This window comes from Arthrobacter sp. MDB1-55, from assembly GCF_059092925.1.
Map to the genome: position 1 here is coordinate 1,063,526 of NZ_JBNHID010000001.1, position 25,724 is coordinate 1,089,249.

Below are 25,724 nucleotides of genomic sequence, written 5' to 3' on the forward strand. Positions count from 1 at the left end.
ATGAGTTCCGAAGAGGGGCAGCAGCTTTCACTGCTGCAGGGCTTTTCCGCACCGGCGGCTCCCCGCGGAAAGTCGCCGGTTGCTTCGAAGCTCCCGGTCGCCCGCGTCATCATCGACTCGCCGCTGCCGCACCTGGACCGGCCGTTCGATTACCTTGTGCCCGCTGAGTACGACGACGACGCCGTCCCCGGTGCCCGCGTCAAGGTGCGGTTCGCCGGGCGGGAACATGCGGCATTCCTAGTGGAACGGCTCGCGGAATCTGACAGTCCCGCCCGCCTGCTGCCGTTGGGCAAGGTGGTGTCCGGGCAGCCGGTCGCCAGCCCGGAGGTCGTGGCGCTGGCAGCGGCCGTCGCAGCCCGTTACGCCGGTTCCACCAGTGATGTCCTCCGCTCAGCGGTGCCTCCGCGCGTGGCGCGCGTGGAGAAGGACTTCCCTTCGGATCCGGCCAGGGGCGCCGCTCAGCGTGGTCCAGACGAACCAGACAGGTCTCCGCTGCTGGTCCGGTACTTGAACGGCGCCTCCTATCTGTCGCGCCTCGCGGCGGGTGAGAGTCCACGAGCCGTGCTCACCACTGTTGCCGGGTATGGACCACACGGTTGGCCTGCTGAATTGGCCGACGCCGTCCACGCCGTCTGGGCGGCAGGACGCGGTGCCGTCGTCGTCGTGCCGGACCAGCGCGATCTCGCGAGGGTTGAAAGGGCGCTGGGGGAGCGCATCGGCACGGAGTCCTTCGTCCGGCTGACTGCCGAGGACGGCCCGACGCCTCGTTACCGCAACTTCCTGAGGCTCTTGCATGGGCAGGTCCGGGTGGCCGTGGGGACGAGGTCCGCGGCATTTGCTCCAGTGAAGGATCTGGGGTTGGTGATCCTCTGGGACGACAATGACGAGTCCCACAGCGAACCGCGTGCACCGTACCACCATGCCCGCGACGTGCTCCTGCTGCGCAGCGAACTTCAGGATTGCGCGCTGCTCTTCGCAGCACCGTCGCGGAGTGTCGAGTCGCAGCGGCTGGTGGACAGCGGGTGGGCGCAATCCATGCAGGCGGACCGGGCTGTTGTCCGGCAGCTGGCTCCGAGGGTGCTTCATTCAGCGGATACCTATCATGCCGAGCGGGAACCTCTCACCCACCAGGTGCGCATACCCCCGGTCGCCTGGCGGGCAGCCAGGGATGGACTGCAGCGTGGGCCGGTCCTGATCCAGGTGGCACGGACGGGCTTCTCACCGGCGCTGGCCTGCGAGGATTGCCGGGAGCCGGCACGATGCCGCCAGTGTGCCGGGCCTCTGGCCCAGTCGGGCCGCGGATCGGCGGTCACCTGCCGCTGGTGCGGAAGGCCGGAGCATTCCTGGCGCTGTCCGCACTGTTCGGGCGGCAGGTTGCGCTCGACAGTGAGTGGGGCGGCCCGTACCGCTGAGGAGCTGGGGCGTGCCTTCCCGGGGGCAGTTGTAGTCTCCTCTTCGGGCGATCACATCCTCGATGAGGTCGACGACTCCCCGCGCGTGGTGGTCGCGACGCCGGGTGCCGAGCCGGTGGCCGCCGCCGGCTATGCCGCCGTACTCCTGCTCGACGGAAACGCCCTGCTGGGACGGGAATCGCTGCGCGCCCTGGAAAGCACGCTGCAGCGCTGGTTCAATGCGGCGGTGCTCGCCAGGCCTGCGTCGGCCGGTGGGGTCGTGGTCGTCACCGCCGACGACGACGCCGCAGCCGGACACCTCGTGCGTTGGGACCCAGCCGGTGCGGCAACACGTGAACTGGTGCTTCGCACCGAGCTGGGGTTGCCGCCGGCGGTGCGTTATGCGGCTCTGAGCGGGTCATTGGAGGCACTGGCAGCGTTCATCGATGGACTGCACCTGCCGCCGTCGTGCAGGATCGTGGGTCCCACGGCCCTTCGTCCTCCAGCGGGGCCGCCGGCTGTCCAGAAACCGGGACAGCAGTCCGCGGCAGGCTCACACCGCACCCTGTTGTTCTTCCGCTACCGAGACGCGGCGGAGGTGGTCAGCGCGTTGCGCGCCCGCCGGGTATCACTCTCGGCCAGGCGCACCACAGAGCCCGTGCACGTCAGGGTCGACGCCGTCGACGTTCTCTAGCGCCTAGGTTTGAAGTGCTGGTTGCACGGCTCCTGGCATGGAGCTCGGCGGCTTCCTCGAGCGCGGCAATCAGAGAATCTGCTGACGTCTCCCAGGAGTAGGTATCCGCCTGGGCACGGCCGGACGCCGAAGCGTCCCTCCAATGCAGCGGGTCGTCAAGCGTGCGGACAGCGCGGCCGAACTCCTCAGGCGAGTCCGGATCGACATACAGCGCCGCGTTCCCTCCGACCTCGCGGAAGATCGGCGTATCCGCAGCTATCACTGGTGTTCCAAGCGCCATCGCTTCAATGACCGGGAGTCCGTAGCCTTCCGCTCGTGAAAGCGTCACCAGGGCCGTGCCGGAGCGCAGCAGCTGCTCGTATTCGCCGTCGGTCACGCCGTTGTGAAAGACCACGGCGGCACCTGCCGGGACCAGCGCTTCCAGTTCGCGCTGCCGCTCGGGAGTGATCCGGCTCAGGAGATGCAGGGTGTAGTCCGGCAGACCCGCCATCCCTGCCAGCAGTGTCTCGACATTCTTGTAGGGCATGAACGATCCCATGTACAGCAGTGACTTCTCCGGTTGCGCTCCCGGCGGGCGCGGCCTGGAACCCGGCTGCGGCGCGTTGCTGACGATGCGGATCGGACGCCGGGTCAACCGGTGCTGTTGCATCAGCGCCCGGGTGGTCTCCGAGATGGTGGCAACGACGTCGGCACGATTCAGGAGCAACCGCTGCGGCCAGTAGGCAAGGTGGTACAGCCGCCAGAGTATTCGGACGGGCAGTGGCAGGAACCTGGGGGGCGTCCGGTTCTGGTAGTAGATGAGGTCGTGCAGGGTGAGCACCAACGGGTAGCGACGGCCGAAGGAGCCCATGGTCTGCATGGGACAGAACACCGCGTCGGGTTCAAGCCTGTTGATGCGCGCGGCAATGAACAGCTCGGCGGGGGAGAACGGGCTGTTGATCTTCACATGCGGCACCTCGGGCAGGAGTGCCAGCTGGCGGTCGTCGTGAATCAGCATTGTCACATCAGCCCGCTGGGAGAGCGCTTCGACGAGGCTGGCGCCGTACCGGCTGATTCCGTCGTGGTGGTCCGTCCGCGTGAAGCGGGCATCGATCAGTATTCTCATCAGGTTCTGTTTCCCAGGAAGTCGATGATGTGTTCCGCAGCGGCCTCGGGTGTCTCATAGTGGATCAGGTGCCCCACCTCGGGAAGGACCACCAGCTTTGAATCGGGGATGAGCGAAGCAAGTTCCTGTTGGGTCTGCACCGTTCCCAGGTCGTCTTTCGCCGCGGCGATCAGGAGTACGGGAAGCCGGAGGTGCGCGGCGCTGTCCCGGACGGTTGTGCTGATCGATGCGGTGAATGCCTGCAGCACGACGTCCCGTGAGGCGAAGGCGCTGAAGTACGCGCGGTGTTGCCCATGGATCCACCGGCGCAAGGGACGGTCGCGCGTCTTGGCCATCAGCTCGCTCATGGCACGGACGATCATCCGATTGCTCAGCAGCGCGTGCCCGGCCGTTTCGGGCAGCGCGGCGCCCACCCGGTAATACAGAGCAGCCAGGCGGGTCGCAACGCGGCTCGAACCCTCAAGTGCCGGCGCACTGATGGGGTTGATCAGCACCAGAGCAGAGAAAGCTTCGGGAGCGTCAGCTGCTGCCTTTGCGGCGATGATTGATCCGAAGGAATGACCCAGGAGGACGGTCTCCGGCCCGAGGGCGAGGCGGTCGAGACTGTTCCGGACGAACGCGGCGTAGGCCTCGACGTCGTGCTCCCCGTCCAGCGGGTCGGAGCGTCCGAACCCGGGTAGATCCGGTGCTATGACACGGTGGGTTGGGAGCGCCTCGATGATGCGCAGCAGCCCGTGATGGTCGCCGCGAAAACCATGCACCATGAAGATCGAACGCGTGCCGGGGGTCGTCTGCATTGCGGGAAAGTCCCAGAACCGCTGCAGTTTTCCGTCGAAGTTGAGCGTCCGCACGGTCCCCGTGCGCATCAGGAGCACCACGTCAGTTGACCAGGTCCGGGTGTGAACCGACACGGGTGTCCGAGTTGAGCTGCTCGATCGCAGCCATGTCCACGGCATCGAGAGTGAAGTCGTCGATGCGGAGGTTCTCCTCGATACGCCCGCGGGAGCTTGCCTTCACAACAGCGGCTACACCGATCTGCATGTGCCAGCGCAGGATGACCTGGGCCGGCGACCGCGAATGCTTTGCCGCTATGTGCGTAATCGTGGTGTTGGTCAGCAGCGAACCACGGCCCAGCGGGCTCCAGGCCTGGGTGAGGATGCCGTGTTCAGCGTTGAACTCCCTCAGCCCCTGCTGCTGCAGGAACGGATGGAGCTCGATCTGGTTGACTGCGGGCACCACCTCGGTCTGGGAGAGAAGCTTCTCAAGGTGATGGCGCTGGAAGTTGGACACGCCGATGGCGCGCACCCTCCCGCCGGCATAGAGCTCCTCGAGCGCTCGCCACGATTCGACATAGAGGTCCTTCGCGGGGCAGGGCCAGTGGATCAGGTAGAGGTCCACGTAGTCGAGCCCGAGCCGGCGGATCGACTCGTCGAACGCCTCGCGGGTGGCACGGTAACCGTGGTTCTCGTTCCACACCTTCGACGTGACGAATACATCGCCCCGCTCAACGTACCCGGCGGAGACTGCGTCGAGAACGGCACGTCCCACGCCCTCCTCATTGCCGTACATCGCCGCCGTGTCGAGCAGCCGGTAGCCTGCCTCAAGCGCGAGGGTGCAGAGTCCGTGGGCATCATCGGCGGGAACCTTGTAGAGCCCGTAACCCAACCGGTCCATCATGACGCCGTTGGAGATCGATACCTTTCCCGGTTTATGCATACCCTGACTCTACCGAGGGTGCGCAGACGGATCCGGTCGCATCAGGTGTGAGTTGATCTAGCCCTGGCGAACCAGAGTCCGGGCGGAGCGTTCATCGAGGATGAGGTCGGTGACCAGGCCCGCCGCGAGAGCGCCCCGCAAACCGTTGATCTTGGACTCGCCGGAAACAACACAGATGCGGCGGCCCACCTGTCCGAGCATCTCCAGATCAGGGCCGGTACTGCGCTCGTTCAGCACGATGTCGCTGTGCGAGCCGTCGGCCCGGAAGAATACGGTTGCCACATCGCCCACCACATGGTGCTCGCGAAGGATCGCGAGGTCGTCCTCGTCGAGGTAGCCGCCGGCATAGACGTGGCTCGGAATGCCTGATCCGGTGGACCCCACACCGAAGATTGCCATGGTCATGCGCTCCTGCAGGTCGAGGATGCGCTTGACGCTGCGCTCTGCCCACATGGCGGTTTTGGTCTCGGCATGGTCGAAGAAGGCGGGGACGGGAAACTGCTCCACCCGAGCGCCGTAAGCCGCCCCAAACCGACGAAGGATCTCACTGGCATACGTGATGCCGGTCGTTTGAGTATTGCCGGCACCGTTCAACTGCACAATGGTGCTGTCATGCGTGGTCTTCCGCGTCAAGTGGTGGCTCACTGCACTGATGGTCGAACCCCAGGCAACTCCGATGATGGCGTTGGAATCGACGAGAGGGCCGAGCGTACGCGCAGCCTGAATCGCAACCCGGTCAAGAACATCTGAATCACTGACGAGGTCGGTCACCGGGACGACGTGCGCTTCCACTCCAAAGCGGCTCCGTACTTCCCTTTCGAGGGCAGGCGCCCTGTCCAGGGGGTTGTTGATCTGAATCTGTACGAGGCCGGTATCTCGCGCCATGGACAGCAACCGGGACACCGTTGACCTAGATGTCCGAAGTTCCCGTGCAATGGCGTTCATCGTCAGGTCCTGCAGGTAGTACATCTGCGCTGCCCGCAGCGCATCCCGGCTCCGCGGAGGGGTGGGGTCGATATTTCGGGCATCTGCGCGTTCAGGTGCACTTCTGGCTGCGGTGTTCACTGGATTCTCCGGGGTCAAGTGCACGTTTGTGCATGGGCATTGACGAATATTCCCAACCCTCCAAAGAATAGGTTGCAGGTCCAAGATCCCGCCACTAGTCAAGGAGCCCCGCCACTCGTGAGGAACAGCACCGGAGTGATGACGCCGTCGGCCAATCCCAACCGTCCAGCCCGTGACAGCGTGAAAGAACTGAAGGACAATCCCCGCACTTCGGTACTGATTATCGGGGGCGGCATCAACGGCGTCGGTACGTTCCGGGACCTGTCACTCCAGGGCATTGACGTCACGCTCATCGAGCGCGGCGACTACTGCCAGGGCGCCTCGGGCGCATCCTCGCACATGATCCACGGCGGCATCCGCTACCTGGAGAATGGCGAGTTCCGGCTGGTCCGGGAGTCCGTCGTCGAACGCAATGCCCTGCTCAAACTGGCGCCGCACTACGTCAAGCCGCTGCAGACGACCATTCCGATCTTCAGCACGTTCTCCGGAATCCTGGCTGCACCGCTGCGGTTCCTGAGCCACCGGCAGGGGCCGCCACGGGAGCGCGGCGCCGTCCTCATCAAGGCGGGATTAACCCTGTACGACGCGTTCTCCCGCGCGGGTTCCGCCGTGCCGCGACACAAGTTCCTGGGGCGCAAAGCGTCACTGGCGCAGCTGCCGGAGCTTCGTCCGGATGTGAAGTACACGGCCACCTATTTCGATGCCTCCGTTCACAACCCCGAACGGCTGACACTCGACGTGCTCCGCGACGGCCTCGACGCCAACCCCAGGTCGCGCGCTATCAACTACGTCACCGCAGTGGGAAGCGACGCAAAGGGCGTTGTGCTCCGCGACGAACTGACGGGCGAGGTATTTTCGGTCCAGGCGGATATCGTCGTCAATGCAACGGGGGCGTGGGTCGACGGCACCAACAGTTCACTGGGACAGCCCAGCCGCTTCATGGGTGGAACAAAGGGCTCACATATCGTCCTCGACCATCCCGAACTGCTCGCCGCCTGCGCCGGCAGGGAAATCTTCTTCGAACACTCCGACGGGCGCATCGTCCTGATCTATCCCATGGGCGACCGGGTACTCGTCGGCACGACGGATATCGATACAGACATGGACACTCCGGCGGTCTGCACCGAGGCGGAGATTGACTACTTCTTCGAGCTGATCCACCACGTGTTCCCGACGGTCAAAGTCGGCCGCGACAGTATCGTCTACAGCTTCTCGGGAGTGCGGCCATTGCCGCGCCACGATGACACGCAACCCGGGTTTGTATCCCGCGATTACCGCATCGAACGCGGAGAGACTGCCGGCCGGCCGGCACTAAGCCTCGTCGGCGGCAAGTGGACCACCTTCCGGGCGCTCTCGGAACATCTCGCGAACGAGGTCCTCGCTCTCCTGAAGAGGCCAAGGACGGTCTCGACCTCCGCACTGCCCATCGGCGGCGGCCTCGGCTTCCCAAAGGAACCGGGCGACGTCGCCGCGTGGATTGAGTCCAACGGGGCCGGCCTGCCGGCGGAACGGGTCGCGCAGCTGCTCGACCGCTACGGAACCCGCGCCTCTGACGTCGCCGCGTTCCTCGCGGCCGGTGCCGATTCGCCCCTGCAGACCACACATGAAGTAAGCACCAGGGAACTGGAGTACATGATCCGGCACGAACAGGTTCAGCATGTCTCCGATGTCCTCATCCGGCGCACAGCGCTTGCCTTCAACGGGCTCGTGAGCGCTGAGCTGATCGACGAGTTTGCGGACATTCTTGGCGAACACCTCGGCTGGTCCGCCACGGAGCGGAAGAATCAGGTAGAAGAAACGCGCCGGGTATTGCAGGAACACCACAAGGTGAGTGTGAATAGTTTGGTTGCGTAGGTATGAGCAACCTCCAGCAGTCCACCGACAGCTGGGAACCAACGGCAGCCTTTGCCGGGGGAGTAGCGCGGTGCCGCGACCATCACGGCGCCGGGGCCACACGGCCCACCGTTGAATAAATGGAGGAGTCAAAGATGTCTCTGGAAGTATTCGTCGCCGAAACATTCGGCACATTCATGCTGTTGTTGCTTGGCACGGGAGTCGTGGCCAACGTAGCGCTCGCGGGCACCAAGGGTAATAACGGCGGGTTCCTGATGGTCAACTTCGGTTGGGGCCTCGCGGTCTTTGCCGGCGTTTACGTCGCCGCGCTTTCCGGGGCCCACCTGAACTTCGCGGTGACCGCGGGTCTGTGGGCCAACGGCAACGTTGCGGAATTCGCCCCCGGCGTCGACAAGAACTTCGTCAACGCCCTCGGCTATCTGGCCGCACAGATGCTCGGCTCGATTCTCGGAGCTGTGGGCTGCTGGCTGGCCTACAAGCAGCACTTCGATCTCGAACCGGACCCCGCGAACAAGCTGGGTGTGTTCTCAACCGGCCCGGCTATTCGGTCAAGTGCGTGGAACCTGGTGACCGAGATCATCGGTACGTTCGTTCTCGTGTTCGTCATCCTTGCGTTCGCTTCAACCCCCTCGGGACTGGGCCCGCTTGCCGTTGCACTTCTCGTCGTCGGCATCGGAGCGTCCCTCGGCGGACCCACCGGGTACGCCATCAACCCCAACCGCGACCTCGGCCCGCGTATTGCCCACGCATTCCTACCGATCAAGGGCAAGGGAAGCAGCGATTGGAGCTACGCATGGGTGCCGGTAGTCGGACCGATCATCGGAGGCGTGCTCGGAGGGCTGGCAGCCATGCTGATCACCTTCCCGTCTGCGGCCTAGAGATACGACGAACCGGAGGTCCGGACTCCGGACCACTCCGCCCATATATCAGCAACACACTCAATGAGGAGCAGCAATGCCGCAGTACGTCATCGCCATTGACCAGGGAACCACTTCAAGCCGCGCAATCATCTTCGACCACCAGGGAAACATCGTTTCCTCCGGGCAGAAAGAGCATGAGCAAATCTTTCCCAAAGCCGGCTGGGTCGAGCACAATCCGGTCGAAATCTGGGACAACACCCGTGAGGTCATCGGCAACGCACTCTCCAAGGCGAATTTGACCCGCCACGACATCGCGGCGGTGGGCATCACCAACCAGCGCGAAACTGCGGTGGTCTGGGACAAGAACACGGGCCAGCCCGTGTATAACGCGATCGTCTGGCAGGACACCCGCACACAGCCGATCGTGGACGAGCTCGCAGCGGACGGAGGGGTGGAAAGGTTCAAGCAGCAGGTTGGCCTGCCGCTGGCAACCTACTTCTCCGGAACCAAGATCAAATGGATCCTTGACAATGTCGACGGTGCCCGGGAGAAGGCAGAGGCCGGCGACCTGCTCTTCGGCAACACCGACTCCTGGGTGACCTGGAACCTCACCGGCGGCACTGACGGCGGTGTGCACATCACCGACGTCACCAACGCCTCCCGGACACTCTTCATGGATCTTGAGACGCTGAGCTGGGACCCATCGATCCTGGAAACGTTCGGTGTTCCAGCATCGATGATGCCGGAAATTCGTTCCTCCTCCGAGGTCTACGGAAAGGTGCACAGCTCCCAGCTGCTCCGTGAGGTTCCCGTGGCGGGGATCCTTGGCGACCAGCAGGCAGCCACCTTCGGCCAGGCGGCGTTCGAGAAGGGCGGCGCGAAGAACACCTACGGCACCGGCAACTTCATGATCGTCAACACCGGTGAGGAGATCGTTCACTCAAAGAACGGACTGCTCACAACGGTCTGCTACAAACTCGGCGATGCGAGGCCCGTCTATGCGCTCGAAGGTTCGATCGCCGTGACCGGGTCCCTTGTTCAGTGGCTTCGTGACAACCTCGGCATCATCAAAAGTGCTCCCGAGGTCGAACAGCTTGCCAAGACTGTCGAGGATAACGGCGGCGTCTACATCGTGCCGGCATTCTCGGGTCTCTTTGCCCCGTACTGGCGATCCGATGCCCGCGGTGCGATTGTGGGCCTGACGCGATTCGTGAACAAGGGACACATCGCGCGGGCGGCGCTCGAAGCGACAGCGTTCCAGACACGCGAAGTACTCGACGCTGCCAACGCTGACTCCGGCGTCAATATGGAAGATCTCCGGGTCGACGGCGGAATGGTCGCCAACGACGCGTTGATGCAGTTCCAGGCGGACATCCTCGGTATCCCCGTCATCCGTCCGAAAGTCACCGAAACCACCGCGCTGGGTGCTGCCTACGCGGCCGGGCTGGCCGTCGACTTCTGGAAGGACACCGACGAACTGGCCGCAAACTGGTCCGAGGACAAGCGCTGGACTCCAACCATGGACGATGCCGAACGCGACCGGCAGCTGCGCAACTGGAGGAAGGCCGTCACCAAGACGTTCGACTGGGTGGATGAGGACATCAAGTAGTCGCTAAGAAAAGCAGGAGGCGGAGCGGACGAGCTGTCTGCTCCGCCTTCTCTGTTCAGCACTGGCTGCGTACGACATGGGTGCGTCCCGGCGGGTGTCCGCGTCCTGGCGGTGTTCGCGTTCGGACGGTGAGCCCGCGTTCGGACGGCCACCGCGGGCCCTGCCCGCTCCGCGATGCCCAACCACCCCGGGGCATCGCGGTGGCCGCCCAAACGCTGGTTCGCGCCGCCGGTACCTTCTGCGGATGGTGGGCACCCTTCCAGTTCCATCGAGCCTTCGTGCCCGTGTCCGCGAGGCAGGCCAATAACGCCAGTGGGCGCCTGAGATCTTCAGACGCCCACTGGTTATGGGTATGGGTTGAGGGAGCGGTGCGGGTTCAGCGGAGGACTTCGCCTGAAACGTTGTCCGGGTTTCCGAACCGGTGTGCCGTGATGGTCACTGCCTGCTCGCGCAGGAACGGCAGCAACTCGATCCGTCCTGCTTCCGTCACCGGACCGCTGTAGATTGCGACGTCCGGGTCGCCGTCCGTTGCAGCGCATAGCTCGAAGTAGCCGCCGCCGACCAGTCGTACCCTGCCGAGCTTCGCCGACGGCGCGGCAGCCAGCCACGCGGCGTCGTCCTCCACGCGGTGACGCACATCATTGGCCGACAGCACAGCGGCGAGCGCCGGCGCAAGCGGTTCGGCCGTCGAGACCGACATAGGCGCACCGCTACGCAGTCCGGCCGCAACGACACGCAGAAAGTCGGCCAGTGACCCGGCTTCGTTCAGTCGTACTGTCACAGGTGCCGGCAGGTAGCGGAACTCGTTCCGCTCAACGCGCAGGCCGGAGACATCCTCATGGACTCCGAAAGTACGCACCCAGTGACGCTGGTCATCTGCGGCCGAGCGGGCGAGGAAGCCGCGCTCGGCGTCAGACACGTCGGCTGCATGCAGGAGTGCGCGTACGGGCTCACTCAGCGGGGCGTGGACGTTGCCGGGATGCAGTTCCTCGCGCTCCCAGCTTCCGAGGTGGATGAGATAGTTCGGTCCGCCGGCCTTGGCGCCGGGTCCAACGGCCGATTGCTTCCACCCGCCGAACGGCTGACGCCGCACGATGGCGCCGGTGATCCCACGGTTCACGTACAGGTTGCCTGCCTCCACCGACTCGAGCCACTGCGACACCTCGTCGGGATTTAGGGTGTGGATACCGCCGGTCAGGCCGTACGCGCTGGCGTTCTGCCACTCTATGGCCTGCTCAAGCGACTCGGCATGCATGATGCCCAGCACCGGTCCGAAGAACTCCGTCATGTGGAAGTAGCTGCCCGGCTTGACCCCGGTGCGCACCCCCGGACTCCACAGTCGTCCGGTGTCGTCCAGCTGCTTTGGCTCGACAAGCCACGATTCACCCTCGCCGAGAGTAGTCAGGGCGTCCTTGAGCTTTCCGTCAGCCGGCTCGATGATCGGCCCCACTTCCGTTGCCGGATCCTCCGGGTAACCGACCCGGAGCGAGGCGGCTGCATCGGTCAGCTGGTTGCGGAAGCGCGCCGAAGTCCCTGCCGAGCCGACCAGGATCGCCAGCGATGCTGCCGAACATTTCTGCCCCGCGTGCCCGAAAGCGGACCGAACGACGTCGGCCGCAGCCAGATCCAGGTCGGAACTGGGGGTGACGATGAGCGAGTTCTTCCCGCTTGTCTCGGCCAGCAGCGGGAGGTCGTTGCGCCACGACCGGAACAGCTTCGCGGTGTCGTAGGCACCCGTGAGGATCACCCTGTCGACGTCGGGGTGCGAGATGAGGTGCTGCCCGACCGGACCTTCCTCAACATCGGCGAACTTCAGAACTTCCCGGGGAACACCGGCATCCCAGAGGGCCTGAACCATCACGGCAGCACAACGCTTTGCCTGCGGAGCCGGCTTGAGGATGACGGCGCTGCCCGCCGCCAGCGGGGCAAGGGCGGAGCCGGCCGCAATGGCAACGGGAAAGTTCCACGGCGGAGTTGCGACGGTGAGCGTGGCTGGCACGAAGCGCGCTCCCTCGATCGTGTCGAGTTCTTCTGCGAGCAGTGCGTAGTAGTTGGCGAAGTCGATCGCTTCCGAGATTTCCGGATCGGATTCAGCGATTGTCTTGCCGGTTTCACTGGCGGATACTTCCACCAGGTCACCGCGCCGGGCGGCAAGCTCGGCCGCGGCGCTTCGCAGGACCGTCGCCCGCTCTGCTCCCGAACGTGATCCCCAATCGCGCTGTGCGGCGCGTGCGGACCGGATGGCGGCGTCGACGTCGTCCTCTGTGTCCAGTCGGGAAGCCTCCACCAGTCCGATTCCGAGAGTGGAATGCGGCACCCGCTGCAGGACCTCCGATGCCCATTTCCGGATGACGGGAAGCGAGGGATCGGAATCGGACTGGTTCCGGAAGTTCCCCGGAGCCGTGGCCGTGAAGCGGTCCGGCGTCTGTGAACGGTTGGGCTCGGGAACCGTGAAGTCGAGTTCTTCGAGGGAAGCGAGGAACCGGGTCTTCTCGCGCTCGAAGAGCTCCTCGTTCTTCGTGAGTTCGAAGACGGCGCTCATGAAGTTTTCCTGGCTTGCGTTCTCCTCGAGCCGTCGGATCAGGTAGCTGATAGCCACGTCGAACTGGGCGGGCTTCACCACGGGGGTGTAGAGCAGCAGCGACCCGACGTCCTTCCGGACTTCGGCGGCCTGGTCCTCTGCCATGCCGAGCAGCATCTCGAACTCGATACGGTCCTCGACACCTCGGGCCACGGCGAGGGTCCTCGCCAAAGCAATGTCGAACAGGTTGTGTCCGGCGACACCCAGTCGCACGGCGGTCGCGTTCTCAGGGCGGAGTGCCCAGTCGAGGCACCGCTTGTAGTTGGTGTCGCTCGCCTGCTTGCTGGGCAGCGTGGCAGGTTCCCAGCCGTGTACGGCGGCATCGACGAGTTCCATCGCCAGGTTCGCGCCCTTGACCAGACGCACCTTGATGGCTGACCCGCCGGCAGCGCGCCGGTCCTGAGCCCAGCGGGTGAGGTCCTGCAGCGTCGCCAGGGCGTCCGGAAGGTAGGCCTGGAGCACGATGCCGGCCTCAAGGTTGCGCAGTTCGGGTGTCTCGAGAATCCGCTTGAATACCGCGACGGTGAGGTCAAGATCGTGGTATTCCTCCATGTCGAGATTGATGAACTTCGGAGCCGGCGATGAGGCAGCCAGGTGATACAGCGGAAGGAGTCGCTCGACGACCCGCTCGACCGTTCCGTCGAAGTCCCACAGGTTGAGCGTACTGACCACGGAGGAAACCTTGATGGACACGTAGTCGACGTCGTCGCGCGCCAGCAGCTCCCTGGTTCCACTGAGCCGGGCGTCCGCCTCCTTGTCCCCGAGGACGGCCTCGCCGAGGAGATTGATGTTGAGCCTGACGCCTTCTCCGCGCAAGGCGGCGATCGACTTGCCCAGCTGCGCAGGACGGGCGTCGACGATGAGGTGGCCGACCATCTCGCGCAGCACCCGCTGCGCAACGGGAACCACAACCTGCGGCAGAATCGGGGCCATGACGCCGCCTAGGCGCACTGCACCCTTCATGTACCAGGGCAGGAAGGAAGGCGCCTTCCGGGCAAGCCGGGACAGATTCCGAGCCGCTACGGCGGGATCCTCCGGGCGGATCACCCGGTCCACGAAGCCGATCGTGAAGTCGAGCCCGTTCTGGTCCTTGAGGACCTCGGCGAGGAGCTGCGCGGACTTCGATCCGCGGGTAGTGCCCGAACCGGACGCACGGGGTGGTGTGCTGCCGGATTCGTCCAGGTGGAGCCACCGCCGGACTAGGGCAACCGCATCATCGCCCAGGGTTTGGGGCAATGGCTCTGCGGTGGGGATGGTTTGTGTCATTGTTCTCGTCTACCTAACGACGACGGGCCAGGGGACCTGCGAAGCAGTCCACTTCAAGGGGTGGCTGGCCGATCAGCCGCGGGCGCATTCCGCCTCGGCATGCTGGGTGCAATAACAGATAAGTGCGCCCAGTGGAAATATGGTAACGCCTGGAAAACAGCGGCGGCACCAAACTGCGCTAAGGTTGGAGCATGTTCGCGCAACTGCTCCTTACCTAGCCGCGCACCCCTGCGCGGCCGCCCCTCCTGAGTTGAGGGGCTTTTGTATGTCCGGGGCTGATTCGGGTGCCGGCAGTGTTCATCCGGGAGCGGTGGCGTGACTGGTAAGACGGTCACCAGTGATCAACAGACAGGGCAAGTAACAGTGAGCATCAACCCCACAACCGAAGAGTCGGACGCCGGCACCTACAGTTTCGCGGACATCGAGGCGAAGTGGCTTCCGGTATGGGAGAAGCTCGACACCTTCACTCCCGTGGACGACGGCAGCAGGGAACGCCGCTACGTGCTGGACATGTTCCCTTACCCGTCCGGCGACCTTCACATGGGGCATGCGGAAGCTTTCGCGATGGGCGACGTCGTCGCCCGGTACTGGCGCCAGCTCGGTTACGACGTTCTGCATCCCATCGGCTGGGACTCCTTCGGGCTGCCCGCCGAGAACGCGGCCATCAAGCACAACGCTCACCCCAGTGAGTGGACGTACGCGAATATCGATACCCAGGCCGCGTCCTTCAAGCGTTACGCGATCAGTGCAGACTGGTCCCGCCGGCTGCACACCTCGGATCCGGAGTACTACCGCTGGACTCAGTGGCTGTTCCTGCGGTTTTTCGAGAAGGGTCTTGCCTACCGCAAGGACCACCCCGTCAACTGGTGCCCCAAGGACCAGACGGTTCTCGCGAACGAACAGGTGGTCAACGGGGCATGCGAGCGGTGCGGAAGCCCCGTCACCAAGAAAAGCCTGAACCAGTGGTACTTCCGCATCACCGAGTACGCCGACCGGCTGCTCGAAGACATGGAACCTCTGGCCGGTCACTGGCCTGAACGCGTGCTGGCAATGCAGCGGAACTGGATCGGCCGATCGGAAGGCGCACACGTCACCTTCACCATAGAGGCCGACGGCGACCTGCCTGCCGCCGATGTCACGGTCTTCACAACCAGGCCGGACACCCTGCACGGCGCAACGTTCTTCGTTGTCGCCGCAGACGCGGATCTTGCTGCTGACCTGGTCACGCCTGAGCATGCGTCCGCGCTGGCCGACTACCGCGAGAGCGTGAACGCGCTCAGCGACATCGAGCGCCAGTCGACGGAGCGCGAGAAAACCGGTGTCTTCACGGGACGTTACGCAGTGAACCCGCTCAACGGCGAGAGGCTGCCTGTGTGGGCAGCCGACTACGTCCTTGCGGACTACGGAACGGGCGCCATCATGGCCGTTCCCGCGCATGACCAGCGCGACCTCGACTTCGCCCGTGCCTTCAACCTGCCGGTTCGCATGGTGGTGGACACAGGGGAGGAAGACCCGGCGCTGACGGGCAAAGCCACAACCGGCGAAGGGACGCTGGTCAACTCGGGCGAGTTGAATGGTCTGGGCAAGGAGCAGGCGATCCAGCGCGCGATCGAACTGGTCTCCGAACAGGGCACCGGCGAGCGCACGGTCAACTACCGGCTCAGGGACTGGCTGCTGTCGCGTCAGCGATTCTGGGGTACACCCATCCCCATCATCCACTGCCCTTCCTGCGGAGAGGTCCCCGTACCCGACGAGCAACTGCCCGTCCGTTTGCCCAGTAATCTCCGGGGAGAAGACCTGGCGCCGAAGGGCACCTCGCCGCTGGCTGCCGCAACTGACTGGGTCAACGTCGAGTGCCCCCAGTGCTCCGGGCCGGCCACACGGGACACCGACACGATGGACACCTTCGTCGACTCATCCTGGTACTACCTGCGATTCGTCGATCCGGAGTCGACAGAAGCTCCGTTCGACTCGCAGAAAGTCAACGAGTGGCTTCCCGTCGGCCAGTATGTCGGCGGCGTCGAGCACGCCATCCTGCACCTGCTCTACAGCCGCTTCTTCACCAAGGTCCTGTTCGACCTTGGGCTGGTCAACTTCACTGAGCCCTTCGCGGCGTTGCTCAACCAGGGTCAGGTGCTCAACGGCGGAAAGGCCATGAGCAAGTCGCTGGGCAACGGCGTCAATCTCGGTGAACAGCTCGACCGTTACGGTGTGGATGCCATTCGTCTCACCATGGTCTTCGCCTCCCCGCCGGAGGACGACGTCGACTGGGCCGATGTATCGCCGTCGGGGTCTGCGAAGTTCCTCGCCCGTGCCTGGCGCCTTGGCGCCGACGTCGTGTCCGAGCCGGGAGTTGACCCCGCGTCTGGAGACCGTTCGCTGCGTTCGGTGACGCACCGTACGCTCGCCGATGCCGCAGACCTGTTGAAGAACAACAAGTTCAACGTGGTCATCGCCAAGGTGATGGAACTTGTCAACGCCACCCGCAAGGCAATCGACTCAGGTGCCGGAGGCGCTGACCCAGCTGTCCGCGAAGCGGCAGAGGCTACGGCCGTCATCCTGAGCCTGTTCGCACCGTACACCGCGGAGGACCTGTGGGAGCGGCTCGGTCACCCTGCTTCCGTCGCGGCAGCGGGTTGGCCCGCCGTCGATGAGTCGCTTCTCGTCCAGGACACGGTCACCGCCGTCGTGCAGGTACAGGGAAAGGTGCGCGACAGGCTGGAAGTTCCCGCTGACATCAGCGAGGACGAACTGCGTGAGCTGGCCCTCGGCACCGCCCAGGTGCAGCGCACGCTTGCGGGCAGAGATATCCGGACGGTCATCGTCCGGGCGCCCAAACTGGTGAACATCGTTCCGGCCTGAGGGCCGGGAAAGAAGGACCACCGTGGCATGGTTTGATCGCCGTGCAGAACGTATCGGCGTTGGAGGCGCCGGCGAGCCGGATACGACGACGGCGGTCGTCACGGATTCGGCCGCAGCGTTCCCTCAGTCATGGATTGCGGGCGATGGCCCGGCCGCCGGCGTGACCATTGTGCCGATGCCGGTCATCATTGATGACCGGCACTACGGCGAGGGCGCGGACAGCCTCCTGAAGCCGCTTTCGCTGGCGCTGGTCGAGGGACGGGAGGTACGCACCTCCCGCCCGGCGCCCGGCCACTTCCAAAGTGTCTATCGCCGGTTGGAGCGCGAAGGTGCGAGCGAGATCGTGTCTATTCACCTCTCCGGCAAGTTGTCGGGAACGGTAGAGGCGGCACGCTGGGCAGCGCGATCAGTCTCGGTTCCGGTACACGTAGTGGACAGCGGAACGGTAGGAATGGCGCAGGGCTGTGGGGTGGTGGCGGCCGTCCGGGCACTACAGGGCGGCGCGAGCGCCTCCCGCGCGGCCGAGCGCGCCGCAGCTACCTGTTCGCGCACCAGCCTGCTGTTCTACCTCCCCAGCCTGGACCAGTTGCGGCGCGGCGGCCGCATCGGTGCTGCCGCAGGCTTCCTGGGTTCCCTGCTCGCTGTCAAGCCACTCCTGACCGTTCGCGACGGCGCCATTGAGCCCCTTGAGCGGGTGCGGACAGCAGCCCGTGCCAAGCAGCGCCTTGACGAACTTGTCATCGAAGACCTTCGGCGGCGTCCCCGCGGCGGCATCGCGGCATTCCACTATTTCGGGAACATGGCGGAAGCCGAAGCTGCTGCGGCGCGGGTGCCTGAGGGGGCCGAAGCCGTCCTGACGCAGTTGCCGGCGGTGCTTGCCGCTCACACCGGGCTGGGCGTTCTGGCGGTCGCGATATCCGACCCACTGGTGCCGCCAGCCTGATCTTCCGCTCCACATCCGCTGGGCCAGGGGCGGCTTACGCACATAGCCATTGCTGCCCCACCCCCGCCCAGCCGGGCGTTCATACGCTGGTTGCATGGCAAGGCACCGCTGGGCGACGGGGGAGCATCTCCAGGGCTCGGACCGGTTGGAACGCGTCCTCAACCTCAAGCGTGCAGGGTCACAGCCGGCGGGGATCGAGGCGGTCAACGGTGATGACGACGGGGACCTGCACAGCGTCGAACTCAGCGACAGTGGTCCGCCTGACCCGGACGCCACCGCGGCACGCCGGCGACCGCCAAGCGGTAGACGTTGGGCAGCCACGCGACGGGCCGCGTTGCTGGCGGCAGGCTGCGCCCTCGCGGTCGGAGGCTGGCAGTTTGTGAGCGCTGACCGGACTCCCGGCGAGGTTGTCCCGATCGATCCCCCCGCCTCCTCAAGTACTGCCGCCGAGCCGGGTGTTCCCGTCGCGGAGGAAGGCACCGCTCCCGCCGTTGAGCGGGCGGATAAGCCGTCGACGCCTCATGCACAGGGCGCGCAGACCGCAACTGTCGTTGTTCATGTTGCCGGTGCAGTCCGGACGCCCGGCGTGGTGGAAATCGCAGCGGGTGCAAGGGTTTTCGAAGTACTCGAGAAGGCGGGCGGCGCGGTGCCCGAAGCTGAGCTGGCGGCTGTCAATCTGGCCGCCGTGGTGCAGGACGGGCAGCAGATCATGATTCCTCGCGTGGGGGAGGCGCCGCCGGTCGGCGCGCTTCCGGCACCGGACGCTGAAACCGCCGGCGGGCTTGTCAACCTCAATACGGCCGGCGCCACTGACCTCGAGGAACTCCCCAGGGTCGGGCCGGTCCTGGCTGAGCGCATCGTGGAATGGCGCGCCCAGCACGGGCCCTTCGCGCGTGCAGAGGACCTTGACGCGGTTCCCGGTATTGGACCGGCGATGCTTGAGTCATTGCTTCCCCTGGTGACAGTCTGATATGCCCGGTACAACTTCCGCAGGATGGGCGCATCTAGTACGGTCGGCTGCCGCGGCTGGGAAACCATCACCGCCCGTACCAGCCGCACCCCTGAAACGGAACGGCGGGCGTCGCATCGGCGTAACTGTCTGCCGCAGGCCGGTCCGCCACGAAGCCGCCAAGAGTCCCGCTCGGGACCTTCGACTCCTACCCGCCGCTGGCTGCGCATGGGCCGCTGCGGCCGTAACCATCAGGCTCGACGCGCAGGCGGGCCTTCTGCTGGGCCTCATGCTTGCGCTCGGCGCCCTCACGTTCGTCACCATCGCCGTCTGCAGTCGAAACAACAGCCCGGTTGTACTGATGCCGCTTGTCGCCCTTGCAGCGGCCGCAATGGTGAGCATCCCCACAGCCGCGCACGTTGCACATCGCTCCTCTGCCCCGCTGGCCGCTGCCATTGCGGCTCAGACCCACATCACCGTAAACCTCCGTGCCACCTCTGATGCACAGGAAATATCCGCCGATGCCCAGGACGGCGCACCCCGCTGGATCCTTGAAGCCGACCTTCTCGAAGGCACGTCCGGGGGATTCCGGTTCACGGCAGATACGCCCGTAATAGTGCTGGGCGGCAATGAATGGAGCTCCGTCAAGCATGGGGATCAGCTGCGTACGGCAGGAAAGCCGCTGGCAACAGACCCGGGAGATCGGGCAGGGGCGCTGCTCATTGCCTCGACCAGCCCTGACCTGATCCCGGAGCAGCCCGGAGCGGAGTCGCTCATCGAAGAGCTGAGGGAGCGTTTTCTCGCGCTCTCCGCCTCCACCGGAGCACCCGACGACGGATTGATGCCGGGCATGGTGATAGGAGCCCGGGCGTCCGTGAGCCAGCAACTCGTCGATACGATGAAAGCGACCGGGCTGACTCATCTCACGGCAGTCTCCGGGGCTAACTGCAGCTACGTGCTGGCGTTCGTTTTTATCCTCTGCCGGGCATGCAGGCTGCCGCGATGGACAGCCGCGGTTGCCGGTATTACAGCCCTCGTAGGATTCGTCCTGCTGGTCAGGCCCGAGCCCAGCGTTCTCAGGGCGGCTGTCATGGGAGCCATCGGAGTGTTGGCTGTCTTGACGGGCCGTGGACGCCTGTCGATGACGCTGCTGTTCCTGTCGATAGCGGCCCTCCTCACAGTGGACCCCTGGCTCAGCGTGGAGTACGCGTTCATCCTGTCGGTCGCGGCGACCTGCGGGCTCGTGCTGGTCGGCCCTCTCCTGGCGTCGCAGCTGGGAGCGTTTCTGGCGCCCTCGGTTGCCCAGCTCGTCGCTGTTCCCCTGGCTGCCCAGCTTTTCTGCTCGCCGGTCCTGGCCCTCATCCAGCCGAGCCTGCCGACGTACTCGCTGCCGGCGAATATCGCGGCGTCACCGCTTGTGCCGTTCATCACCATCGCCGGCATGGTCTCCGTTGTCCTGGTGGCCCTGGCACCAGGGGCGGCTCTGCCGTTTGCCCTCGGCGCTGCGTGGGCGGCCGCCGGGGTGGCGCAGATCGCCAGGTTCTTCGCCGCCGCCCCGCACGCGTCCATACCATGGCCGTCCGGCACCGGGGGAGCGCTCCTGTCTGCACTGGGGAGCGCCGTCGTGCTGGCGGTCGTGGTGCGGGGACCGGACATGCTCACGTGGGTGCGCGCGACGTGCCACAGCACGCATGCGAGAATCCGTGCGCGCGGGGCACCCCCGATGAAGTCCGGCAGGAGGGGAGGAAGGCTGATCCCGCAGCTGACGCCAGTAGCCTGGGTCGCCGCCGGGTGTATCGCCGGCGTCGTGGGCATCCTGGTGTGGAATGGTGTGCGCGGCCACGGGCCGGAAGATTGGACGGTCGCTGCATGCGACGTCGGCCAGGGTGACGGACTGGCGGTGCGGACGGGGCCTGGTAGCGCCATAGTATTCGACGCCGGCCCGGAAGCGGGTCCCATGGACGCCTGCCTTGATCATCTCCGGGTGGACACTGTGGACCTGCTGGTGCTCACACACCTCCATGAGGACCACTACGGCGGAGTGGCAGGAGTATTCGCGGACCGCTCGGTGTCTCGGCTGCTCTACTCCACAACTGAGGAGACGCTGCCCGAGAGCGTGCAGCAGGTGAGCGCGCACGCCGGAACCACGGTCGCGCCCGCGACCGCCGGAACCGCAGGAACTACGGGAGATGTGGAATGGTCGGTCCTGTGGCCGGCACCCGGAAACTTTGCAGCATCCGAAAACGATGCCTCCGCCGTCGTACTGGCCACGGTGCATGGACGCTCCGGAACCAGCGACCTTCGCATCCTGTTCACCGGCGACCTTGAGGAAGACGCGGCCAATCGCCTCCTCCGGGATCAGCCCGCGCTCAGTGCCGAGGGAATTGACGTCCTAAAGGTTGCGCACCATGGCGCCAGGAACGGCGGCACGGCGATCATCGAGTCCCTGAGCCCTCGCGTTGCACTCATCTCCGCCGGGCGCCGGAACGATTACGGGCACCCCCACCAGGAAACGCTCGCGGCACTGGAGGGCTCCGGCGCATATGTCGCCAGGACAGACCTGGCCGGAACCATACTCATCAGGACCGACGGTGATTCCCTTCAGGTCCGTGGGTCACGATGAGCTTGGATGCTCATCACCCCCATGGCAGAGTTGACCCTGCCCATTCCTCGTCGATCAGGAGCCCCGTCCGTGTCCCCAAGCCCTGCAGGTTCGGCTACTTCGAGCTGGCGCGACGTCGGTCCGGCTCCCGTTGTTCTCTTGCTCGGTCCAGAGGAATACCTTGCCGCCCGCGGCTTTGAGTCGGTGCGCCGGCGCACGCGCGAGACGGAACCCGATGCCGAGACCGTCCGCCTGGATGCGGCGCAGTACGAGCCCGGATCGTTGATCATGCTGGGGAGCCCGTCGCTGTTCGGCGGCACGCAGATCATTGAAGCTCGCGGCCTGGCGCAGATGAACGATGCGTTCCTGCAGGACGCGCTCGAGTATGTCTCCAACCCGGCGCCGGACGTGGTGCTGGTCATGCACCATGCGGGTGGTACGCGCGGCAAAAAGCTGCTCGACTCGCTGAAGAGTGGGAAAGCTGTCGTCGTTGAGTGCCAGCCGCTGAAAAAGGACTCTGACAAGGTCGACTTCGCTACCGCGGAGTTCCGCAATGCGCGGCGCCGGATCGAACCTGATGCGGTGCGGGCCCTCGTCGCCGCAGTGGGATCGAGCCTGTCGGAGCTGGCAGCAGCATGCCATCAGCTTGCCTCAGATTCGGATGGCGTGATCTCCACTGAAACGGTGGAGAAATACTATGGTGGCCGGATCGAAGCCACCGGCTTCAAGGTAGCCGATGCTGCCCTTGCAGGACGCGGGGGACAGGCATTGGCGATGCTCCGGCACGCGCTCTCGAGCGGAGCAGACCCCGTGCCGCTGCTAGCCGCACTCGCGATGAAACTCCGAGCGGTGGCGAAGGTCTATGGAGTCAGGGGTAGCTCTGCACAGCTCGCTAAAGAATTGGGTATGGCACCGTGGCAGGTAGACCAGGCAAGGCGGGAAGCCCAGCGCTGGTCACCCGAGGGGCTCAATCACTGCATCCAAGTCCTGGCCGAGGCTGATGCCCAGGTCAAGGGGGAGGCACGCGATCCGATCTACGCTGTGGAGCGGGCGGTCACAGCTATCGCGCTGGGAGGAACCGCAACCGGCCGGTGACGCTGATCCTGCCCCTTCCGATCCCCGGTCGAAGTGCCCGTCGGTTAAAGGGTGATGGCCGGTCCCGTGGGACCGACCATCACCGTATGAAGCTCTGAAGGCAATTAGCCGAGGTTGTTAACCCGCTTGGCAATTCCCGACTTGCGGTTCGCTGCGTTGTTCTTGTGAAGAACACCCTTGCTCACAGCCTTATCCAGCTTGCGGCTGGCAACGGCGAGCGCGGCCACTGCGGCGTCCTTGTCGGTGGACTCCACCGCGGTGTTGACGGCGCGGATAGCGGTCTTCAGCTCGGACTTGACCGAGTTGTTGCGCTGACGAGCCTTCTCATTGGTGAGAATGCGCTTCTTCTGGGACTTGATATTTGCCACGTATAAGACTCTCTTTGTATTGCGGACTGGTCGTGAGGGATTTTCGGTGCGGCCTAAGACTGAGCGGCGTGGGGATACCGTGGCGACCGAGCCGAAGTGCCCGTCGACCTGCGCGGACACACAGCTATATAGGCTACCAGAACTCGCGCCCCCCTCGCGCCCCAGCCGTCATCGGCGGTTCGCTCATCTCTACCTGAGACTGTCACTGATTGGGTGATCCATCCAATCGGGACATGACGCGGTCGAAGAGCGGGCGGTCGAGGGTTGCACCGATGCGCCGGACATCCTCAGGACGGATCTTCAGCAGACGCTCCAGGTACACCTCACTCGGTCTGCCCTTGCTGTCCCAGGGCCCGCTTCCGATATCCACGTACCCTTCATGCCTGCTTTCGGCATTATTCCGGTCTCGTGAGGTGAGCATGAGTGCGAGCAGCGTGGCGCCGTCGTGCCCGATGACCAGCACCGGCCGGTCCTTGCCCTGCTGAGGATCGTCCTCATACGGCACCCACGTCCAGACGATTTCGCCGGGATCGGCAGTGTCACCGGGCTGCGGGTTGTAAGCGCCAATCGAAGCGGGTGCGGCTTTCTTCCGTGGGCGGTCCCGCAGTGGCTCACGCTGAGGAGCACGGTCACGCCCGGCAGGATGTCCGCTTCGGGCCGGACGGGGTGAATGCGTCGAACGGGCAGCCAGCGCCTTCAATGCGGCCCCGGCCAAACGCATCAGGGAGGGTCCAAGGGAAGCCATAGGGCCAGCGTACCCGCCAGATTGCGGGCTCGAGAGTTCCCCATGGGACAATGGAAGCTGCACATTCCCAGGGGTCCGGACCCAGCGTCCTCGTCCCTGCACGGAATTCCCCGAACAGTCCCACAAAGTAAGAGGTACCGAGTGTCTCCCATGGCCCGCACCGCTCCGGTGCCCGCTGCCACGGATCCCGCGATCATCAGGAACTTCTGCATCATCGCCCATATTGACCACGGCAAGTCCACACTGGCGGACCGCATGCTTCAGCTCACCGGCGTGGTGGAGCAGCGCGATATGAAGGCACAGTATCTGGACCGCATGGACATTGAGCGGGAGCGCGGCATCACCATCAAATCCCAGGCGGTCAGGCTGCCCTGGGAACTCGACGGCGTGAGCTATGCGCTCAACATGATTGACACTCCTGGACACGTTGACTTCACATACGAGGTGTCGCGGTCCCTTGCAGCGTGTGAGGGAGCAATCCTGCTGGTTGATGCTGCCCAGGGGATTGAGGCCCAGACACTGGCGAACCTGTACCTCGCCATGGAGAACGACCTCACAATCATTCCGGTGCTCAACAAGATCGACCTTCCGGCCGCCCAGCCGGAGAAGTATGCTGCGGAACTGGCCAACCTGATCGGCGGGGATCCGGAGGATGTGTTGCTGGTGTCCGGCAAGACAGGCGTCGGCGTAGAGGCGTTGCTGGACAAGATCGTCAGGGATCTTCCCTCTCCCGTCGGAGACGCAAGCGCGCCTGCCCGGGCCATGATCTTTGATTCTGTATATGACACCTACCGGGGCGTCGTGACGTATGTCCGGGTCGTCGATGGACAGCTCAGCCCCCGTGAACGCATTCAGATGATGTCCACCCGTGCTACTCACGAACTCCTTGAGATCGGAGTCAGCTCGCCGGAGCCCACACCGTCCAAGGGCCTGGGCGTAGGTGAGGTGGGCTATCTCATCACCGGCGTGAAGGACGTTCGCCAGTCCAAGGTCGGCGACACCGTCACCAATTTCGCGAAGCCCGCGACGGAGTCGCTGGCCGGTTACGCGGACGCAAAGCCTATGGTCTTCTCGGGTCTGTACCCCCTCGAAGGGGCGGATTATCCAGTGCTTCGTGATGCTCTGGAAAAGCTGATGCTCAATGATGCCGCCCTGGTCTATGAACCGGAGACCTCCGCTGCTCTGGGCTTCGGTTTCCGAGTGGGTTTCCTCGGCCTGCTTCACCTGGAAATTACCCGTGAGCGACTCGAACGCGAGTACAACCTCAGCCTGATCTCGACGGCACCGAACGTGGAATACGAGGTCACGCTCGAGGACAAGAACGTAGTTCACGTCACCAACCCGAGCGAATACCCCGTCGGCAAGATCGCCGAAGTCCGAGAGCCGATGGTTTCGGCGACCATCCTTGCGCCCAACGAATTCGTGGGCACCATTATGGAACTGTGCCAGAGCAGGCGTGGTGTCATGGGCGGAATGGATTACCTCTCCGAAGACCGGGTGGAAATCCGGTACCGGCTCCCGCTGGCGGAGATCGTCTTCGACTTCTTCGACATGCTGAAGTCCAGGACCCGCGGGTACGCCTCTCTGGATTGGAAGGCCGACGGCGACCAGGTGGCCGACCTGGTCAAAGTGGACATCATGCTCCAAGGCGAGCAGGTTGATGCCTTCTCCGCCATCACCCACCGGGACAAGGCATATGCCTACGGCGTCATGATGACGGGGAAACTGCGTGAACTGATCCCGCGTCAGCAGTTTGAGGTTCCCATTCAGGCGGCCATCGGCGCGCGCATCATCGCGAGGGAGAACATCCGGGCTATCCGGAAGGACGTCTTGGCCAAGTGCTACGGCGGTGACATCACCCGAAAGCGCAAACTGCTCGAAAAGCAGAAAGAGGGTAAGAAGCGCATGAAGATGGTGGGGCGCGTGGAAGTCCCCCAGGAAGCGTTCATTGCCGCGTTGTCGTCGGATGAGTCCAAGGACAAAGCGAAGAAGTGACAGCAGTATCTGGTTTCCGGAGCG

17 protein-coding genes are annotated in these 25,724 nt (G+C 64.7%); 10 read left to right on the plus strand and 7 right to left on the minus strand.

The window, feature by feature from the left end; translation table 11 throughout:
- Positions 1-2,085, plus strand: a complete 2,085-nt coding sequence (locus tag AC5RU3_RS05120; protein WP_309070009.1) for a primosomal protein N' — start codon at positions 1-3, stop codon at positions 2,083-2,085.
- Here AC5RU3_RS05120 and AC5RU3_RS05125 read toward each other — a convergent pair.
- From AC5RU3_RS05125 to AC5RU3_RS05140, 4 genes are read right to left on the minus strand one after another with little or no spacing between them, the layout of a single operon-like run.
- Positions 2,057-3,190, minus strand: coding sequence for a glycosyltransferase family 4 protein (locus AC5RU3_RS05125; RefSeq protein ID WP_493964985.1), 1,134 nt, complete (start codon positions 3,188-3,190; stop codon positions 2,057-2,059). The genes AC5RU3_RS05120 and AC5RU3_RS05125 overlap by 29 nt on opposite strands.
- Entirely contained in the window at positions 3,190-4,101 is a 912-nt protein-coding gene (locus AC5RU3_RS05130; protein WP_493964986.1) for an alpha/beta fold hydrolase, read from the minus strand. The genes AC5RU3_RS05125 and AC5RU3_RS05130 overlap by 1 nt, the downstream gene beginning before the upstream one ends.
- The gene (locus AC5RU3_RS05135) at positions 4,070-4,906 is read right to left on the minus strand and encodes an aldo/keto reductase (RefSeq protein WP_309070012.1); all 837 of its coding nucleotides are present in this window, start codon (positions 4,904-4,906) and stop codon (positions 4,070-4,072) included. The genes AC5RU3_RS05130 and AC5RU3_RS05135 overlap by 32 nt, the downstream gene beginning before the upstream one ends.
- A 57-nt stretch (positions 4,907-4,963) precedes the next feature.
- Positions 4,964-5,875, minus strand: a complete 912-nt coding sequence (locus AC5RU3_RS05140) for a sugar-binding transcriptional regulator (protein ID WP_309070042.1) — start codon at positions 5,873-5,875, stop codon at positions 4,964-4,966.
- A 234-nt stretch (positions 5,876-6,109) separates the two neighbouring features.
- Here AC5RU3_RS05140 and AC5RU3_RS05145 point away from each other — a divergent pair, with 234 nt between their 5' ends.
- The 3 genes from AC5RU3_RS05145 to glpK all read left to right on the plus strand — a co-directional run bounded on the left by AC5RU3_RS05145 (position 6,110) and on the right by glpK (position 10,294).
- Positions 6,110-7,825 (plus strand): glycerol-3-phosphate dehydrogenase/oxidase, encoded by a 1,716-nt coding sequence (locus tag AC5RU3_RS05145; protein ID WP_493965147.1) that lies wholly within the window; start codon positions 6,110-6,112, stop codon positions 7,823-7,825.
- Positions 7,826-7,959: 134 nt separating this feature from the next.
- Positions 7,960-8,703, plus strand: coding sequence for an MIP/aquaporin family protein (locus AC5RU3_RS05150; protein WP_309070013.1), 744 nt, complete (start codon positions 7,960-7,962; stop codon positions 8,701-8,703).
- A 76-nt stretch (positions 8,704-8,779) separates the two neighbouring features.
- Positions 8,780-10,294: a glycerol kinase GlpK gene (glpK, locus tag AC5RU3_RS05155; protein WP_309070014.1), complete on the plus strand. Its 1,515-nt coding sequence runs from the start codon at positions 8,780-8,782 to the stop codon at positions 10,292-10,294.
- Between the two features lie 376 nt (positions 10,295-10,670).
- Here glpK and AC5RU3_RS05160 read toward each other — a convergent pair whose 3' ends face one another.
- Positions 10,671-14,141 carry a bifunctional proline dehydrogenase/L-glutamate gamma-semialdehyde dehydrogenase gene (locus AC5RU3_RS05160; RefSeq protein ID WP_493964987.1) on the minus strand — a complete coding sequence of 1,157 codons (3,471 nt, stop codon included), beginning with the start codon at positions 14,139-14,141 and terminating at the stop codon, positions 10,671-10,673.
- A 315-nt stretch (positions 14,142-14,456) separates the two neighbouring features.
- Here AC5RU3_RS05160 and leuS point away from each other — a divergent pair, with 315 nt between their 5' ends.
- The 5 genes from leuS (at position 14,457) to holA (ending at position 22,592) form a co-directional block, all read left to right on the plus strand.
- Positions 14,457-17,003 carry a leucine--tRNA ligase gene (leuS, locus tag AC5RU3_RS05165; RefSeq protein WP_375164371.1) on the plus strand — a complete coding sequence of 849 codons (2,547 nt, stop codon included), beginning with the start codon at positions 14,457-14,459 and terminating at the stop codon, positions 17,001-17,003.
- Between the two features lie 22 nt (positions 17,004-17,025).
- Positions 17,026-17,946 (plus strand): DegV family protein, encoded by a 921-nt coding sequence (locus tag AC5RU3_RS05170; protein WP_309070016.1) that lies wholly within the window; start codon positions 17,026-17,028, stop codon positions 17,944-17,946.
- Between the two features lie 94 nt (positions 17,947-18,040).
- Positions 18,041-18,916, plus strand: a complete 876-nt coding sequence (locus AC5RU3_RS05175) for a ComEA family DNA-binding protein (RefSeq protein WP_309070017.1) — start codon at positions 18,041-18,043, stop codon at positions 18,914-18,916.
- Between the two features lie 268 nt (positions 18,917-19,184).
- Positions 19,185-21,518 (plus strand): ComEC/Rec2 family competence protein, encoded by a 2,334-nt coding sequence (locus AC5RU3_RS05180; RefSeq protein WP_309123620.1) that lies wholly within the window; start codon positions 19,185-19,187, stop codon positions 21,516-21,518.
- Positions 21,519-21,539: 21 nt separating this feature from the next.
- Complete coding sequence (gene holA / locus AC5RU3_RS05185; protein ID WP_375164372.1) at positions 21,540-22,592, plus strand: DNA polymerase III subunit delta; 1,053 nt, start codon at positions 21,540-21,542, stop codon at positions 22,590-22,592.
- A 104-nt stretch (positions 22,593-22,696) separates the two neighbouring features.
- Here holA and rpsT read toward each other — a convergent pair whose 3' ends face one another.
- A complete protein-coding gene (gene rpsT, locus AC5RU3_RS05190; protein WP_309070020.1) occupies positions 22,697-22,960 on the minus strand; it encodes a 30S ribosomal protein S20 in 264 nt (87 codons plus the stop codon).
- Positions 22,961-23,162: 202 nt separating this feature from the next.
- Positions 23,163-23,705: a type II toxin-antitoxin system PemK/MazF family toxin gene (locus tag AC5RU3_RS05195; protein ID WP_309070021.1), complete on the minus strand. Its 543-nt coding sequence runs from the start codon at positions 23,703-23,705 to the stop codon at positions 23,163-23,165.
- Positions 23,706-23,846: 141 nt separating this feature from the next.
- Here AC5RU3_RS05195 and lepA point away from each other — a divergent pair, with 141 nt between their 5' ends.
- On the plus strand, positions 23,847-25,700 hold the full coding sequence (gene lepA / locus AC5RU3_RS05200; RefSeq protein WP_309070022.1) for a translation elongation factor 4: 1,854 nt from the start codon (positions 23,847-23,849) through the stop codon (positions 25,698-25,700).
- Positions 25,701-25,724: the final 24 nt, after the last annotated feature.